19 protein-coding genes are annotated in these 17011 nt (G+C 30.9%); 11 read left to right on the plus strand and 8 right to left on the minus strand.

The annotated features are described in order from the left end of the window. Positions 1 to 218 precede the first annotated feature (218 nt). Positions 219 to 710 (plus strand): DinB family protein, encoded by a 492-nt coding sequence (locus tag N5D90_RS03175; RefSeq protein WP_280061532.1) that lies wholly within the window; start codon positions 219 to 221, stop codon positions 708 to 710. Positions 711 to 739: 29 nt separating this feature from the next. Here the strand turns inward: N5D90_RS03175 and N5D90_RS03180 are convergent, their stop codons facing one another. After that, entirely contained in the window at positions 740 to 2269 is a 1530-nt protein-coding gene (locus N5D90_RS03180; RefSeq protein ID WP_280061533.1) for a SulP family inorganic anion transporter, read from the minus strand. A 216-nt stretch (positions 2270 to 2485) separates the two neighbouring features. On the opposite strand from N5D90_RS03180, the gene N5D90_RS03185 reads away from it, so the two are divergent. Both N5D90_RS03185 and N5D90_RS03190 read left to right on the plus strand, forming a co-directional pair. Next, on the plus strand, positions 2486 to 5284 hold the full coding sequence (locus tag N5D90_RS03185) for a TonB-dependent receptor (protein WP_280061534.1): 2799 nt from the start codon (positions 2486 to 2488) through the stop codon (positions 5282 to 5284). Positions 5285 to 5290: 6 nt separating this feature from the next. After that, positions 5291 to 6340: a phytase gene (locus tag N5D90_RS03190; protein ID WP_280061535.1), complete on the plus strand. Its 1050-nt coding sequence runs from the start codon at positions 5291 to 5293 to the stop codon at positions 6338 to 6340. A gap of 62 nt (positions 6341 to 6402) precedes the next feature. Here N5D90_RS03190 and N5D90_RS03195 read toward each other — a convergent pair whose 3' ends face one another. From N5D90_RS03195 to N5D90_RS03210, 4 genes are all read right to left on the minus strand, one after another. Continuing rightward, on the minus strand, positions 6403 to 7038 hold the full coding sequence (locus tag N5D90_RS03195; protein WP_038330509.1) for a hypothetical protein: 636 nt from the start codon (positions 7036 to 7038) through the stop codon (positions 6403 to 6405). 266 nt (positions 7039 to 7304) lie between these two features. After that, on the minus strand, positions 7305 to 7871 hold the full coding sequence (locus N5D90_RS03200) for a hypothetical protein (protein ID WP_038330508.1): 567 nt from the start codon (positions 7869 to 7871) through the stop codon (positions 7305 to 7307). Positions 7872 to 8076: 205 nt separating this feature from the next. Beyond that, positions 8077 to 8526, minus strand: a complete 450-nt coding sequence (locus N5D90_RS03205) for a hypothetical protein (RefSeq protein WP_115000411.1) — start codon at positions 8524 to 8526, stop codon at positions 8077 to 8079. A 239-nt stretch (positions 8527 to 8765) separates the two neighbouring features. After that, positions 8766 to 9236, minus strand: a complete 471-nt coding sequence (locus tag N5D90_RS03210; protein ID WP_115000412.1) for a hypothetical protein — start codon at positions 9234 to 9236, stop codon at positions 8766 to 8768. A 288-nt stretch (positions 9237 to 9524) separates the two neighbouring features. Here N5D90_RS03210 and N5D90_RS03215 point away from each other — a divergent pair, with 288 nt between their 5' ends. Both N5D90_RS03215 and N5D90_RS03220 read left to right on the plus strand, forming a co-directional pair. Further along, positions 9525 to 9683, plus strand: a complete 159-nt coding sequence (locus tag N5D90_RS03215; protein WP_221408246.1) for a hypothetical protein — start codon at positions 9525 to 9527, stop codon at positions 9681 to 9683. Then, complete coding sequence (locus N5D90_RS03220) at positions 9626 to 10267, plus strand: DUF6266 family protein (protein WP_115000413.1); 642 nt, start codon at positions 9626 to 9628, stop codon at positions 10265 to 10267. The genes N5D90_RS03215 and N5D90_RS03220 overlap by 58 nt, the downstream gene beginning before the upstream one ends. A gap of 311 nt (positions 10268 to 10578) precedes the next feature. Here the strand turns inward: N5D90_RS03220 and N5D90_RS03225 are convergent, their stop codons facing one another. Beyond that, positions 10579 to 11397, minus strand: a complete 819-nt coding sequence (locus N5D90_RS03225; RefSeq protein ID WP_115000414.1) for a metallophosphoesterase — start codon at positions 11395 to 11397, stop codon at positions 10579 to 10581. 61 nt (positions 11398 to 11458) lie between these two features. Continuing rightward, positions 11459 to 11941 carry a hypothetical protein gene (locus N5D90_RS03230; RefSeq protein WP_115000415.1) on the minus strand — a complete coding sequence of 161 codons (483 nt, stop codon included), beginning with the start codon at positions 11939 to 11941 and terminating at the stop codon, positions 11459 to 11461. 439 nt (positions 11942 to 12380) lie between these two features. On the opposite strand from N5D90_RS03230, the gene N5D90_RS03235 reads away from it, so the two are divergent. The 5 genes from N5D90_RS03235 to N5D90_RS03255 are packed head-to-tail and all read left to right on the plus strand — an operon-like array spanning position 12381 to position 15648. Then, complete coding sequence (locus tag N5D90_RS03235; protein ID WP_115000416.1) at positions 12381 to 13349, plus strand: fumarylacetoacetate hydrolase family protein; 969 nt, start codon at positions 12381 to 12383, stop codon at positions 13347 to 13349. Positions 13350 to 13358: 9 nt separating this feature from the next. Then, a complete protein-coding gene (locus tag N5D90_RS03240; protein ID WP_038330496.1) occupies positions 13359 to 14237 on the plus strand; it encodes a flavin reductase family protein in 879 nt (292 codons plus the stop codon). 3 nt (positions 14238 to 14240) lie between these two features. Next, positions 14241 to 14912, plus strand: a complete 672-nt coding sequence (locus N5D90_RS03245) for an NAD(P)H-binding protein (RefSeq protein WP_280061536.1) — start codon at positions 14241 to 14243, stop codon at positions 14910 to 14912. Continuing rightward, positions 14909 to 15091, plus strand: a complete 183-nt coding sequence (locus tag N5D90_RS03250; RefSeq protein WP_171622766.1) for a YqaE/Pmp3 family membrane protein — start codon at positions 14909 to 14911, stop codon at positions 15089 to 15091. The genes N5D90_RS03245 and N5D90_RS03250 overlap by 4 nt, the downstream gene beginning before the upstream one ends. Continuing rightward, positions 15088 to 15648: a hypothetical protein gene (locus N5D90_RS03255; RefSeq protein WP_280061537.1), complete on the plus strand. Its 561-nt coding sequence runs from the start codon at positions 15088 to 15090 to the stop codon at positions 15646 to 15648. Before N5D90_RS03250 ends, N5D90_RS03255 begins: the two co-directional genes overlap by 4 nt. A 46-nt stretch (positions 15649 to 15694) precedes the next feature. Here the strand turns inward: N5D90_RS03255 and N5D90_RS03260 are convergent, their stop codons facing one another. After that, positions 15695 to 16168 carry a lipocalin family protein gene (locus tag N5D90_RS03260; protein WP_115000418.1) on the minus strand — a complete coding sequence of 158 codons (474 nt, stop codon included), beginning with the start codon at positions 16166 to 16168 and terminating at the stop codon, positions 15695 to 15697. A 153-nt stretch (positions 16169 to 16321) separates the two neighbouring features. Here N5D90_RS03260 and N5D90_RS03265 point away from each other — a divergent pair, with 153 nt between their 5' ends. Then, positions 16322 to 16915 (plus strand): hypothetical protein, encoded by a 594-nt coding sequence (locus tag N5D90_RS03265; RefSeq protein ID WP_280061538.1) that lies wholly within the window; start codon positions 16322 to 16324, stop codon positions 16913 to 16915. Positions 16916 to 17011: the final 96 nt, after the last annotated feature.

Genomic DNA, 17011 nt, shown 5'->3' on the forward strand with positions numbered 1-17011 from the left:
GTGCTTATATTCTATGTTTTTAAAATTACTTTCCAACTCAAACTTAGCAACGATTTTCAGGAAAATAAATTTATCAGATACAAGATTCTAAATTTCTAAAAGAATCGTATTTTTTTATTAAAATCGGAAATAAATTCAAAAAAATGAAGGTTTATTTTTAACAAATACTTAAAATAACTCAGTCAAATTATCCTTAAATTGTAAAAAATTACTGAAAATTGAATACAATAAACCACGACAATTATACTTCTATTTACGATGGAATAGAAGTTGTAGATGCTTTACAGACACGTATTGCTGATATCAAGAAAACATTAATAATTGTAACAGAATTAGATAAATGGGATTATGCGTACGCAGATGGAAAATGGACTATCAAAGAAATGATACAACATTGTATAGATTGTGAACGTATTTTTTCTTATCGTGCGCAACATATTGCGAGAGAAGATTCTCAAACGTTGAATTTCTTTGATGAAAATGCCTATGTGTTGAATTCGAACGCAAATGAAAGAAAGCCTGAAGAGTTGATAAAAGAATGGACAAATTTGATGAAAGCAACTTACTTTCAGTTTGAATCTTTTAATGATGAAACATTAAACAAAATAGGAAAAGTTGGTGATCGAGAGTTTTCTGTTGAGAAAATTGGTTATGTTATGGCTGGTCATTCCATCCATCATATGAATGTGATTAATGAACGATATTTATAAAAAAGTCAGCTTCTAAGAAGCTGATTTTTTTATTTTGGCATCACATTATAAGTCGGATCTTCTTCGATATTAACTTCGATAACGCTTTTAGCATTTTCTAATAATCGAATAGAATCTTTACTCAAATGTCGCAAAATTACAATTTTATCTTGTTGTGCATATTTAGATGTAATAATATTTAAAGCTTCAATTGCACTCATATCAACTATTCTACTCTCTTTCAAGTCTATAATAATTTCTTTTGGATCAGAATTAATTTCAAATTTCTCTAAAAAAGTAGAAGTTGAACCAAAGAAAAGAGGTCCATAAATCTCATATATTTTTCGTCCATTTTCATCCACAGTTTTTCGTGCTCGAATACGTTTTGCATTATCCCAAGCAAAAACCAAAGCTGAAACGATAACACCAACAAAAACAGCCAAAGCAAGATTATGTAACACAATCGTGATAATCGCCACCAAAATACTCACAAACACATCCGATTTTGGCATTTTTGTTATTAATTTAAAAAAGCCCCATTTAAAAGTCGAAATTGCAACCATCATCATTACACCAACAAGTGCTGCCATTGGGATTTTCTCAATCACTGGAGCGCCAATTAGAATAATAATCAAGATTGTTATTGCGCCAATTGCTGGTCCTAATCTCGAGCGAGATCCTGCATCTAAATTAACAAACGTCTGAGCAATCATTGCACAACCTCCCATTCCACCGAAAAATCCATTTGTAATATTTGCAGCACCTTGCGCCAAACATTCTTTATTCGACGAACCTTTCGTTTCAGTCACTTCATCTACCAACGTAAGCGTTAGCAAAGTTTCGATTAATCCAACCGAACCCATAATAATTGAATAAGGCAAAATAATTTTCAAGGTTTCTAACGTAAATGGAACACTCGGAATATGAAAACTTGGCAATTCTCCTTTGATACTCGCAATGTCACCAACAGTCTTTGTATCAACATTAAATCCGATAACCAACAGAAAAGTCACAAGAATTGCGACCAAAGAAGCTGGAATGATTTTCGTTAATTTCGGAAAGAAATAAACTACCAGAACTGTAATTAGCGTCAATCCTGCCATCGTATAAAAAGGTGTACCGCTCAACCAACTCGTTATTCCGTTTGTAGTTGATTTGAATTGTTCAATTTGTGACATAAAAATAACAATCGCCAAACCATTCAGAAAACCATACATCACAGATTGAGGAATTAAACGAACAAATCTTCCTAATTTGAAAACTCCAACCACTATCTGAAAAACTCCTGCTAAAGCAACCGCAGCAAAAATATATTGCTCACCATATGTAGCATTCAAAGCAATTAAAGTAATAACAGTTGCGCCTGCTCCACCTGAAACCATTGCTGGTCTTCCTCCGAAAATAGCTGTAACGATTCCCATGATAAATGCACCATACAAACCTATTAAAGGTGATAAACCAGCTAAAATTGCAAACGAAAGCGATTCAGGAATCATTGTCATAGCAACAGTTAAGCCAGCTAATATTTCGTTTTTATAATTTATTTTTTGATTGAATTTTAAATATTCAGCAATCGACATGAGAAGTTTTTATTTGATGCAAAAGTAACAATTACTACGCATCTAAAATTAGTAAAAAGCTAGATAAAATATCCAATTACATACTAATGATTAAAGTGATTCAACAAATCAAAATAAGCAATAATTAAATAAACTTTACAAATGTTAAATATTTCATAATAAATATTTAACAATTAGGATATATAGCAAATGTATTTTTGAGGAAATTAATTTCTCATGAAACATCTTTTAAAACTCTCCTTATTCATTTTAGGTCCATTTGTTTTGGCTCAAAGTGGCGTTATTTCAGGAAAAGTTGTAGATTCTAACGATCAATTTTCGTTACCTGGAGCTACAATTCGCATCGAAAATTCGAATAAATATACTGTATCTGATCAAAATGGTAATTATCAATTTCTAAATCTTACACCTGGTGTTTATACCATTTATATTGATTATTTAGGATACGAAACCATTTCCAAGCAAATAGAAGTTACCGAAAATAAAACGGCTGTTATTGATTTTTCTTTAAATGCAGGTTACAACGAACTGAATGAAGTTGTTGTAGTTGGAGATTATTTAAAAGGGCAAGCAAAAGCATTGAATCAACAAAAAAATAACGGAAATATCACCAATATTATTTCTTCGGATCAAGTTGGTCGTTTCCCTGATTCTAACATTGGTGATGCGTTGAAACGTGTGACTGGAGTAACGATGCAAAATGATCAAGGAGAAGCCAGAAATATTATCATTAGAGGTCTTTCACCTGAGTTAAATTCGGTTATGTTGAATGGAGATCGTATTCCGTCTGCCGAAGGTGATAACCGAAATGTACAAATGGATTTGATTCCTGCAGAGATGATTTCGTCTATCGAGGTGAACAAAACTTTGACGCCAGATATGGATGCAGACGCAATTGGTGGATCTGTAAATTTGATTACGCGAGCTGTTCCAAACAAAGAGCGCATTTCGGTAACGGCTTCTGGTGGTTATGCGCCTATTCGCGAAAAAGGATTGTATAATTCGGCTTTTTTATATGGAAATAGATTCTTTGACAAGAAATTGGGTGTGGTAGTTTCTGGAAGTTATCAAGTTCAAAATTTTGGTTCGGATAATATCGAAGCTGTTTGGGATAAAGATGAAAATAAATCCTATTTATCACAATTTCAGATTCGTAAATATGACATTCAACGTGTAAGAAGGAGTGCTTCATTTTCTGCAGATTATCAGTTTAATGAAAACAATAGAATTGATCTTTCTGCTATTTACAATTGGCGTGACGACCGAGAAAACCGTTATAGAGTAACTTATCGCGATTTAGAATTTGATGAAAAAACAGGAACTTACAAAGGAAATATTCGTCGTGAAACAAAAGGTGGAATTGATAATAACCGCAATAAAAATGCGCGTTTAGAAGATCAACGCGTTTACAATGTTTCGTTGCGAGGAGAGCATTTATTATCACCAAAAATCGATATGGATTGGGCGGTTTCTTACTCAAAAGCGAGCGAAGATAGACCAAATGAGCGCTACATTGATTATCGCGTAAAAGGTGTTACATTTAATGAAGATTTATCTGATGCAAAATATCCGAATGTAACGACAACTTCTGCAGAAGATTTAACAAAATTCAAAGTTGGTTCGTTATCAGAACAACACGATTATACAGATGAAACAGAGTTCGGTGCAAAGCTTAATTTCAGAGTTCCGTTAAGTGTTATCTCAAATCAAAAAGGTCGTTTACGTTTTGGTGGTCGCCTTCGTTTGAAAGACAAAGAGCGCGAAAATATTTTCTATTCGTACGAGAGCATAGATGGAATGGGAAATTTGAGTACTCAAAATCCTGTAAATTGGTCAAGCAATCGTTTCAATGCTGGTAAAAAATATCAAGCTGGATATTTCTATTCAAATCATCAATTAGGAAATTTAGATTTAAACAATACAAATCTATTCAAATCTAACTTAGAGCCTTCTAAATATCTAGCCTCTAACTATAAAGCGAAAGAATATATTTCGGCAGGATATATTCGTTGGGATCAAGATTTATCATCTAAAACATCTTTAATAGTTGGTGTTCGTATCGAAAATACTTCGATAGATTATACAGGGAATTATGTACAAGATGAAGAAGATTTAATTGGAGAAATCAAGCACAAAAACGATTATACCAATGTTTTACCAAGTCTTTCTTTGAAACATAAATTTACAAATGATTTTATTCTGAGAGCAGCTTTCACAACAAGTATTGCACGACCAAATTATTACAGTTTAGCGCCTTTTGTAAGTGTTTTGAAAGAAGATGCAGAGCTTTTTGCAGGTAACCCAAATCTGAAAGCGACCTATGCCATGAATTATGATTTGATGGTTGAAAACTATTTCGAAAATATCGGAATTGTTTCGGGAGGATTTTTCTACAAAAAATTAAACGATTTCATCTATACCTACAAAAACAATACATTTACAACAAATGATTTCCAAACGCTTTTTCCTGACATAGCAAACCCAGTTCCTGCTGGAGAAAATTGGAAAATGACACAAGCTAGAAATGGAGATCACGTGAATGTTTTCGGATTTGAGGTAGCATTTCAGCGTCAATTAGATTTTATTCCAGGCGAATTTTTCAAACATTTGGGAATTTATCTTAACTATACATACACCGATTCAAAAGCCAAAGGAATTACCAATGAAGATGGTGATTTGAGAGAAGATCTTGATTTACCTAAAACAGCTCCACACATGTTCAATGGTTCGTTAGCATTCGAGAACAAAAAGTTCTCTGCACGTATTTCGGTTAATTATACAGCCGCTTATTTAGACGAAATTGGAGGAAATGCTTTCGAGGATAGTTACTATGACAAACAATTATTTTTAGATGCAAATGCGTCGTATAAATTCTCGAAGCAATTACGAATTTTTGCAGAAGCAAACAATTTAACAAATCAACCTTTACGTTACTACCAAGGAGTTTCGAGTCAAACAATGCAACTCGAATATTATCAACCACGTTTTACTTTAGGTCTAAAATTTGATTTCTAAACAATTATGAAAAAAATATTCATCACATTATCACTCTTCACAATTTTATTTTCTTGTGAATCCTCTAAACTGGCTCCAGTTCCTACAAATGCAGTAAAACCAACTGTTACAACGGAACAAACGCCAAATGATACTGATGATCCTGCGATTTGGATCAATTATCAGAATCCTGAAAAATCATTAATTATTGGAACAGATAAACAGGAAGAAACGGGCGGTTTATACGCCTATGATTTGAATGGTAAAATCGTGAACCAAATCGTTCCGCTTAATCGTCCAAATAATGTGGATGTTATGTACGGTTTTCCTCTTAATGGAAAAAAGATTGACATTGCAGTGCTTACCGAACGTGCAAACAATAAAATTAGAGTAGTTTCTCTTCCTTATTTTAAATTGATTGATGATGGCGGAATCGAAGTTTTCAAAGACGAAACATTACGCGACCCAATGGGAATTGCTTTATATAAAAGCAAAGACAATAAATTTTACGCAATCGTTGGTCGTAAAGATGGTACAAGCGGAGAATATCTGCATCAATATGCATTAGAAAACAATAATGGAAAAATAGAAGCGACTTTGGTGCGTAAGTTTGGAAATTATTCAGGTAAAAAAGAGATTGAAGCCATTGCTGTTGACGAAGAATTAGGCTTTATTTATTATGCTGACGAAACAGCTGGAATTAGAAAATATTATGCTGATCCAGAAAAAGGAAACGAGGAAATTGCATTTTTTGGACAAAAAGATTTTAAACGCGATCATGAAGGAATTGCGATTTACAAAACCAATGCAACAGATGGTTATATCTTGATTTCGGATCAACAAGCGAATTATTTTAATGTGTACAAGCGACAAGGCGATCCTTCAAATCCAAATGAACATAAATTGATTGCTAAAATCCCAGTTTCTACTATCGAATGTGACGGAGCTGATGCGATAAATTTCAATTTTGGAACTAAATTTCCTAAAGGTTTCTTTGTTGCCATGAGCAACGGAAAAACATTTCAACTTTATGATTGGCAAATCATTCAAAACGAAATTGATAAACAAGCGAAATAATTAGACATTTAACCATAAAAAAATCCGAGTTGTTGACTCGGATTTTTGTTAGCACTAATTATTTATGAAATCCATGCCATTACTTCTAACACTTTAATCCATTTTCCATTTATCTTTTTCAAGAAAATGTAATTACCATGACCATTTGAGAAACCAGAGGTTTTACTATAATAGAGTAAAGCTTGGGTTTTACTCTTATTAAAGCCTATTCGAGAAAACTCTATAATTCCAATTGCATTCTTATATTTCTTATAAAAATCTTCCCAAGCAGTATGACTTTTAAAAAGAGCAGTAATTTCTTCATTATCAATAAATGTTACATTTAATTTTTTATCAAATTTATTCTCAAAGATAAATTTTTTATTATTTAGGTTTTTAAAGTCATTAAAAGTCTCTAATTCAAGATCTTTAAAATTAGTTTTAAGATACTTATATTTAAACTCTTTTTGTTTTTCAGATGTTAAAACATAAGTTTCTTTTTGTAATACTATTTTCTTCTTACTTTTTTCTATTTTTTCAGTGAGTATTTGTGAAAAAATAGAAAATTCTTCATTTGTTTGACTAAAGATAAATATTGGAAGTAACAAAAGTAAAAACATATTTAATCGTCTCATTTTTATATGATTTAGAGTGTAATTACTAAAAAAATTTATATCATTCAGAAAGCCATTCAATAGCTGTGCTAACAACTTTGTCATTTTTGGTATTTGACAAATCAGAAATTAATTGTAGTAATTAAAATTGTTTGATTTAGAGTTTAATTGATTTAAATATTTCTTAATAACTAATTTAAAGAAAAAACCACTATAACCTTTATTACAAAACCACAATCCCACAAATTCCCTCCTACTTTCCTTCGTGTTTTCTTAGACCGTTCTTCGACGAGAATACTGTTAAAAAAGCTAAATACTGATATTTGTAAAAATCATGTTGTACAACAGATTGCCTATGTTAGCTGTAGTATTTAATTTTTAAATTTTATAGTTCGAATTGCTTTTATAAGTTCATTTTGCTCTTCTATATTTAAATTTTCTCCAGAAAGTCTTAGTTTTTTGTTCATATTATAGTTATTTTGAGATATACTATCAAAATATACACCTGTAATGCCTTTTCCAAATATTATTGGATATTTAATTTTACATTTTAGTCCATCTATTGTGTCCCATATAATGTTTGTCGTTCTATAAATATCATTATCAACTTTCTGAAAATCTTTAACCATAACAAACCCTTCTTTTTCATAATTTTCTTTCATTTCGACGCTAGTAGATTCCCATAATACACTATCCATTATAATTGGCATTTTATCTTCTAAATTATTAGAATAATATCCCATATCAAATGTAATGGTATCATTGTTTTTTGTAACTAGCCCTCCTACATAACTATCTATACCTTGAAGCTCTATTTTTTTCCATTCGTTGGGGGTTTGTATTGAAAAACTTTTAAAATTCAAGATTTTATAGTTATTAGATTGTTGTTTAGAATCACAACTTAAAACGATTAGTAAGAATAAAATTGCTTTTTTCATTTTCGGGGGAAATATTACAGTTAACGTTTCGGGGCTTGGCGAAGTGGTGGAAATTGAAGCGAGAAGTTCAATTTAGCGACACGTTAAGCAAAAGCCAATTCATTGAATAAATTTAAGAAAAAAAAGTCAATGTAATTGGATTTTTGCGACATAGAAAGACGAAACTTTCAATTAGCACTTAAGCCGCCATTTCACCAATACGATGTTAGGAGCCGTTTTCTTCTATGAGCCAACCCTTTCTTAAAAGCGTTATTTCGCCTTTGTAAATCATTGAACTTTCTGTCCAGATATGCTCTTTGTATTCAAAGCATAAATACCCAGGATTGAGCGGACTTCTGGTTAATTTTTTTATATTTTTTAAAACATAAGCCATATTTAGGGTTAAAATATCACCCAAGCTTGGAGCATAATTTTCAAATAGATTTTTGGAGTTTAATAAATTAAGCACCGTTTCATTGTTAATTTTATCATTGATTCTAGATGACGGCATAATCATTCTTCCATGGTTTATTGATTCTTCACTTTCCGTTGTGTTAAAAATACTCCATTCAATACTTCTTTGATTATATTTTTCCATGAATTTTGGGTTTGTTTTCTTTTTATCCCTGTTTTTAAAGTTTTCTATCGGAAAATAATTTTTTTCTTTAAATTCCATAAATTCTAATTTAGAAAGTGTTTGAAAATGGCTCCTAACGGAAAAAGTATTGACAAAATGCAAGCTTAATTTGAACAAAAGTTCAAGTTTAGACCAAGCGGAGCCGATGCTTTTTCAGATTGTGTAAACTAAGAAAAAAAACAATGTGAATGGAAAAATAGCGACGGATCAATATTTCCACTTTTACTACATTACATTTAACCCACATTTCGAAAAATACGATGTTATCAGCAGTTTTATTAATAGTTATTGGTTACTATTTTTCGGTTGTTAATGAATTCTTTTGAAAAAACATATTGGAAGTGATAATCGCAATAGCAATCGCAAAGTTTTGAAGATTTAAAAGCATTAATTAATTTAATTTCTTTGTCTGTAATTATTAAACTATCCTTTGGTTCTTGACAGCAATCACTTAAAACTTTATAACTTATTTTAATACTATCTTTAATGTCAATGTTATCAAAATTATAAATTTTATTAATTCCATGATTTTTAATATCCTCTTCTGAAATAAATTTAATTGGTATTCCATTACTCTCATTGCATAAATCTTTGCCTGAAAATCTATAATTAAGTTTTTCTGATTTATTACAACTAAATAATTGAATAATTAAAATAATAAATACTACAAAAATTCTTTTATCAAACACGATTGTCATAAAATTACTGATAACATTATTTTTACGAAATAAAAAATAGACTAATTTCATAAAACTTAAAACTAATATACAAAATATTCCAATCAAACCCTTTATTGCAAAACCACAATTCTACAAACGCCCTCCCACTTTCATCCGTGTTTTCTTCGACCGTTCTTCGACGAGAATGCCGTTTTTCCGAAGATTTGTCGAACAATGGTCGAACGATGGTCGAACAAGCTAAAAATCGACCAAAAACACGAATCTTATCTATCTATGATGAATAGAGGTTTAGCGAGGATTTTATTTTGCTACAATACTATTATTGAATAAAAAGCAACCGGACAAAAGTGGACAAATGTGGACAGAAGCGGACAAATGTGGACACAAAATAGCGTTTTTGTAAATGGTGTTGTTTCTGTTGCTAACTTTATGAATATTAATCATAAAAACTTGCAATTATGGCAGAAATTAAAAAAGGAATCCTTGGTGGATTCTCAGGAAAAGTGGGAACTGTAGTAGGGGTTAATTGGCGCGGTAAGGACATTATCCGCAGTTTACCAAAAAAATCGAAAAGGCGACCAACTGATTTGCAACTGATGCAACAGATCAAATTCAAGAAAGTGATTGGTTTCTTGCAACCAATTCGTCCTATTCTTAATCTGTATTTTGGGAATAGAGTTGGGCTAAAATCGCGCTACAACATTGCGACGTCTTATACGCTGAGCAATGCATTGGAGATGGTGAATGATTTGCCTGTTATTGTGTTGGAGCGTGTGTTGGTATCAAAAGGTGATCTGGTTGGCTTTTTGCAACCTACGATAGATACGGCTGGAGGGGATACTTTCCAAATGAATTGGGAAGATAATTCTGGGCAAGGCAATGCGCAGCCTTCGGATCTTGTGAATGTTATTTGCTATTGTGAAGAACTAAATTCGTTTGAAGTATTTCAAAGTATTGAGACTCGTAATTCTATGATTATAGATATTGCTTTACCAACGTATTACAATGGCAAAAAAGTGAATTTTTGGGCATTTCTGAATAGTGAAACAAAGACGATGGCGAGTACCAGTATCTACCTTGGCGAGCATACAGTTGTGTAAGCTTAGTTGTGAAATGCAGTTCGTTGATTGGAGTAATTTTTCGGTACAATACTTTAATTAACGACGTAGAAGAATGAAGAAAAATTGTATCGAAAATAGAATTTTATAGATGTTGTTCAAATTTATTTTAACCACATAGAGACATAGATTCAATCGTGATGGTTTGTAAAGATTAGTTGAAAATACGAATAGTTAAGCAACTAATTTCAATACAAAATCATTTGGTTCTATGTTTCTATGTGGTTATTTTTGAGGAATACTGAGATAAAAGCAGTGACGAAAAAATATTACAAACCTTTCTATTATGCCTTTTAACCGAAGTTATTTTTATCTATTAAAATATAAACTTTTGTATCTAAATTCAAAACTTGTGTTTCATTTGCTAATACAACTGGATGATTTGTATCCCAATGTACATGTCCACAAAAAGAAATTAATGGATTTCCATTCTCTAGAATGACTGTAAGTTTTTCATCACCAATAAATTGTTTAGAATTTATTGCAGGTGACAAATGAGTTAATAAGAAATCAGGATTTTTCTTAATTAGTTTGGTTATCGAATTATAATAATCAATATCTCTTAATCTAAAATTTTTATCTGATCTTCCTATAATTCCACTCAACCCACTTATTGTCAATTTATCAACACTAATCGTTTCATTTAAAAGTAATTTTACATTAGTTAATTGATTCAATTCGTCAATTCTATCTCCAAAATCGTCATGATTTCCAGCTACTCCAATTGTCCATTTAAATATTTCAGAAAATTCTTTCCAAACATTAATTGGATTTCCACTTGTTCCTCTTTTTAACAAATTAGTATACAAATCCCCACATAATATTGCAATACTTTTTTTCAATTCTAAATTTGGAAAATACATTTCAAATAAAATTGGAAAAGTTTTAGCAAGAATCTCCCCTAAAAGAATTTCTTTATCGTTTTGAATAACTATTCCTTGTAAATCGGAAGTTGCAACAATAGCATCAACAGTTTTTGGTAAATTTTCAACAAAACCGACATAAATTGGTAAGTTATAGATTTGTGGTTCAAAAGAGTTTTGAGATATTGTCAAAAAAGGAATTTCTTCAATCGGTTTTTCTAAAATTTCATTTATCCTTATTTTTTGCATAAAGTTTCAACTAACATTATTTTCTCATGTATTTCGCCAATAAATTATTAGCTATAGTTTTTTATTTAATTGTATTACATTCCTTAAGAAAATCATCATAACTTTGCCAATCTCTATAATTGATTCGATCAATTTTTAAGAAATCAAATGAATCAATATGATTTTTAGGAATTTCAATAAAAGGATCTTCTATATTTTCAAGTTTTAAGTCCCTGTTATAACTCCAAAAAGATATTGTTTCTAAATTAACTTCGTTATCTTTTACAGCAAAATCCATTTCATCAATAGGAATATCGGCCCAATCACTTGTATGATAAATTACAAAACTATTTAAATTATTAGAGATTATAATATCTATAAATTCATAATCATCATAGTCATTGATGTTTGTCTTCAATGATCTTAATGCCTCAAAAATAAACCTTTCTAATTCATTGTTTTCAAAAGCAATATAAACATATCCATTTTTTATAATATGAGGAACCCGAATATTATCATTTTCCTCATCAAACAAGCCTATTAAACCAGTATAATTTTGTGACATAATCTTTATAAAATATTTGCAAACATTATTTTTTACGAAAACACGTTTTGTGATGTTTCGCATCGTTATACTCAAATATAATTATTTTATTGAATCTTAAAAACTTAACGAATAAAGATTATTGACACACACACACCAATTCAATTAAAAAGGAAATAAAACTAAACTCCGTTTTAAAATCTATCACTTAAGAATGTAATAGATTAAATACAAATTTTATTCAAGCAAGGATTTTAAAAATGTCATATGATTTACAGACAAGAGTCAAAATTTCTACTTAAAAACAATATAAAAGTTGACATTAAATCTATAACGTTAAGAAAATAATTAAATGTAACGTTAAAAAGATTTTAGCCTATAGGTTTTTAAAATCTTTAATGATACAAATTACCTCAACATTAAAATCATCTTCGTATCTTCACCTCTCAAACAACAAATAATGAAATTCGTTACTTTCTTAGAAAATCAGCAAGAAAAAGTAGGTCTTATTTGGCAAGATGCTATCTATGATTTGACAAAAATTAATCACAACTTACCTTCTACTCTAATCGAAATCTTAGCAGATGACGAGTTTTCACTATTAATCTGTCAACAGATTACAAACGAAATTTCACGTGGTGAGTATAAAAATACGGTGGTAAAAGAACCACAAATTTTGGCTCCAATACCTCATCCAGCAAGTTTTAGAGATGCGTATGCATTTCGCCAACATGTAGAAACTTCTCGCTTAAACAGAGGTTTGGATATGATTCCCGAATTTGATCAATTTCCTGTGTTTTATTTCTCTAATCATCAAGCTATTCAAGGTCCAGGAAAAGTTTATGCAATGGAAAAACATTTCGATCGAATGGATTTTGAACTTGAGGTCGCAATTGTCATCAAAAAAGAAGGCATCAATATCAAAGCAGAACATGCGGACGAATATATTGGTGGCTTTATGGTTTTGAATGATTTGAGCGCACGTGCATTACAAATGGAAGAAATGAAACTGAATCTTGGTCCAGCAAAAGGAAAAGATTTTGCCTCTATGTTTGGTCCATATTTAGTCACTCCAACCGAAATCGAAAAATACAAAGTTGAGCCTAAAGAAGGACATATCGGAAATTGCTATGATTTAGAAATGTCTTGTTCTGTTAATAATATCGAAGTTTCTCATGGAAATTTCAAAGATATGCATTGGACTTTCGCCGAGATTATCGAGCGCATTTCGTATGGTGTCAAACTTTATCCTGGTGATATTATAGGATCTGGAACTGTTGGTACAGGTTGTTTTCTTGAATTGAATGGCACTGGAAAACGTCAGAATCCAGCTTATCAAGAACAATGGTTACAACCAAATGATACCATCGAAATGTCTGTTACAGGATTAGGAAAATTAGTAAATTCTGTTCATCTTTACACCCAATAAACTCAACTTATGCAACATACAAAATCTTTTGAGCCAAATACAAGTCAATTTGATGACATTTTCAAACACGCCATTTCCCCACGTCCTATTTGCTTTGCAAGTACGGTAGATAAAGATGGAAATGTGAATTTGAGTCCGTTTTCATTCTTCAATATGATGGGACAAAATCCACCTATTTGCGTGTTTTCTCCACTTCGAAAAATGAGAGATGGATCGACAAAACATACATTAGAAAACATTTGGGAACACCCAGAATGTGTGATTAATATTGTCAATTATAACATGGTTCAGCAACAATCGTTGGCAAGTGTGGAATATCCAAAAGGTGTAAATGAATTTGAGAAAGCAGGTTTTACAGAATTACCTTCAGAGTTGGTAAAACCGCCTCGTGTAGCAGAGTCTCCGATTCAATTTGAATGTAAAGTGCGTGAAGTAATTTCTGTTACAGATCAACCAGGTGCAGCTAATTTGGTGATTGCAGAAATTGTGCGCATGCATGTGCAAGAGGATTTATTAGATGAAAATGATAAAGTTTCGCCTTATGATTTGGATTTAGTTGCTCGCATGGGTGGTGATTATTATTGCCGAGTTATTCCGGAATCTATCTTCGAAGTCGAAAAACCTACGCGCACAATTGGTTTGGGAATAGATCAACTTCCTGATGAAGTGAAGCATTCTAATTATTTAACAGGCAATAATTTAGGTCAATTAGGGAATGTGGAAAAATTACCAACTAATGAAATGATTCGTAATTTCAAAGAACAATTGACGCAACGATTAGATATTAAGAAATTTAAATCTGCAGAGGTTCGTCATCAAGTTGCAGCAAAACTTTTGGAACAAGGAGATGTAAATGGTGCGTGGTATTGGTTGTTGATGAAAATTTAGACGATGAACAAAACTGCATTGGTTTTAGGAAGCTCAGGTTTAATTGGCTCTCTTCTCTTAGAAAAGTTATTCAATCATCCTGATTATGCTACTATTGTCGCAATTGTTCGAAAACCTCAACAAATCAATCACCCAAAGTTAATTGAAATCGTAACTGACTTTAATTCAGAAATTAATTTAGATGAAATTGAGCAGATTGATTCTATTTTTTCATGTTTGGGAACAACTCGAAAAAAGACGCCTGATTTAGATGCTTATCATAAAATTGAAGTCGATATTCCGAATCAGTTTGCAAAGCTTGGGAGTCAAAAAGGACTAACTAAGTTTCATTATATTTCGGCAGTTGGTGCAAATGCGAACTCGTCTAATTTTTATTTAAAAATGAAAGGCGAAGCCGAAGAAACTTTGCAAAAGAATACTATCAAACAATTGTTCTTGTATCGTCCATCTTTGTTAATTGGCAATCGAACGGAATATCGTTTAGCTGAGAATATCAGTGCAAAAGTTTTTCCTTTGATTAATATATTTTTACGAGGAAACTTATCTAAATATAAATCAATTGAAGCTGGAAAAGTTGCTCAATCACTTATTGAAAATGATTTGCATTCAACATCAAATAAAGTTTCAATTTTACATTACAACGAAATAATTAATTCGATAAATACAACACAATGATCATACTAGCCGTACTCCTACCTTGGTTATCATTCATTTTAAGAGGAAAAATAATACAAGGCGTTATTTGCTTAATCTTACAAATCACCTTAATTGGATGGTTGCCCGCAGCAATTTGGGCTGTTGCGTCACTTTTGGACGGAAGAAACAAAGCAAGGATAAAAGAATTGAATAGATGATAAATCAATATAAAATAGCAAAAGATAACATTAACTTGTACGTCACTTTAGAAATTAATCCTTCTAAAAGGAGAAAATTCTTTTTGTTCTTTTGCATTTTATTGATGATTTCAATTCCGATTAGTTTAATCACAATAATTGATTCGGAGCCGCAAAATTTCTTTGTTCCAATTTCTATAATCAGCTTCCTTATTTTCTATTTTATTATTCGATATTTTCTGTGGAATATTTATGGAAAAGAGAATATTATTATCAATAATAAGACAATTAGTTATAATCGAGATTTTGGTTTATATCAAACAAAATATTCTTCTATTAAGTATTCAAAATTAGATTTTGCAATTCAGAAAATTAAAAATGAAAATGATTTAGATGTTGGAGATTTAGTTTTCATTGATTATTTAGAAGATTCTCAATTACCAGAAGTTATTTTTCAGACTTCGATATTAATACCAATTGATGATTTAAAGAAAATTCAACAAGAAATTGAATTGCATTTGTTTGATATTGACAAAGATAAATTAGCAAGGAATTATATTGTTTTCTCGCAAAATTGAAATAATTTTTTATAAAAAAGACAACTAATTAAGTTGTCTTTTTGCGTTATTTACGTTCATAATAATTTAAGATTTTATCTTCTTTCCCATCATTATTTTTATCACGATATTCTATCAACACCAGCGTATTTTCGTCTACTTTTTGATATTTATACACAGTTGTTGTTCTTGTACCATAAGTTAAACTAAATTCGTTATTATTTTCATTTACCGAATATTTGCCTTTAACAGGATCCAAATACGAAGAACAATCTTTACCTGTTGCATACATCGATACAAATTTACCTTTTGCCATAAACTCTATCGAAGATTTCTTTGTACATTCATCAAAATCATATTTTTCTTCGTTCCCATCTCCAGTATCAACAAAATAATGCGTAGGATACCACTTTCCTATCAACCAAGATGTATCAAATTTCACCTGAACTGGTTTTGACACAGTATGATGCTGCTCGTTGGCAAAACTTAACGGAGCAAACATAATAAAGTTTACAAGAAATAATAAGCAATTCTTTTTCATAATTATATTGGTTTTAATTGATTTATAAATATACCATGAAATTAGAAATTGGATAATAATTTATTTACGATTTAATCTAGTAAATTCAATAATTATAGTGAGTTTTTTGAACAATTTTCGGGATAATTTAGCAGTATCAAAATAGAAAAGTAGATGAAAAAAATAATGGTTCTAATGGTTTGTAGTCTTTTGGCTTCTTTTGGAAATGCACAAGAATATACAACTAACAATCTTATTATAAAACAAGGAAATAAAACATATACTATTAATGAAGCTGAGCAAACAATCACGCTTCGCCCTGAAGAGTTTAGTATTGAATACCTGAATAAACCTTATCAAGAGAAGAAAAATCTGTTTTATGCTGCACAAGCATTAGTGACTGATAGTTCGGCTGATGTTAATTTACAAGAAGGAACGAAAATAGAAAGTATTCAATATTTTGAAGCTGGAACTGGCTTTGCTGTAGAAAAAAACCAAGTTATACATTATCCGATTTTATCGTATGATGGGCATCAATATTTATACTATGTTTCAAATAAGGAAAAACGTGTGGATAAAATTGGAACTTCTGGAAATTGGGACATCTACAAATGGACATTAAAAGGTGTTTATCAATATGACGCTGAAATGGATTGGAATATTTACGACAACGATCAAGTACATATTGCTTTAATTATTGATCGAAATTTAGACGGAATTCTTCAAAAAGGTGAATTCTTCAACGTTCATATTAATTTTAAAAAATAACAATAACCTACCTCAATTTATATACAAACTAAAACAGTCTTCGGATTGTTTTAGTTTCTTCGATTCTACAAAAGACATTATATTAGCTTAAATAAA

Origin of the sequence: Empedobacter sp. GD03797 (assembly GCF_029842105.1) — a bacterium.
GTDB classification, from domain to species: domain Bacteria; phylum Bacteroidota; class Bacteroidia; order Flavobacteriales; family Weeksellaceae; genus Empedobacter; species Empedobacter falsenii_C.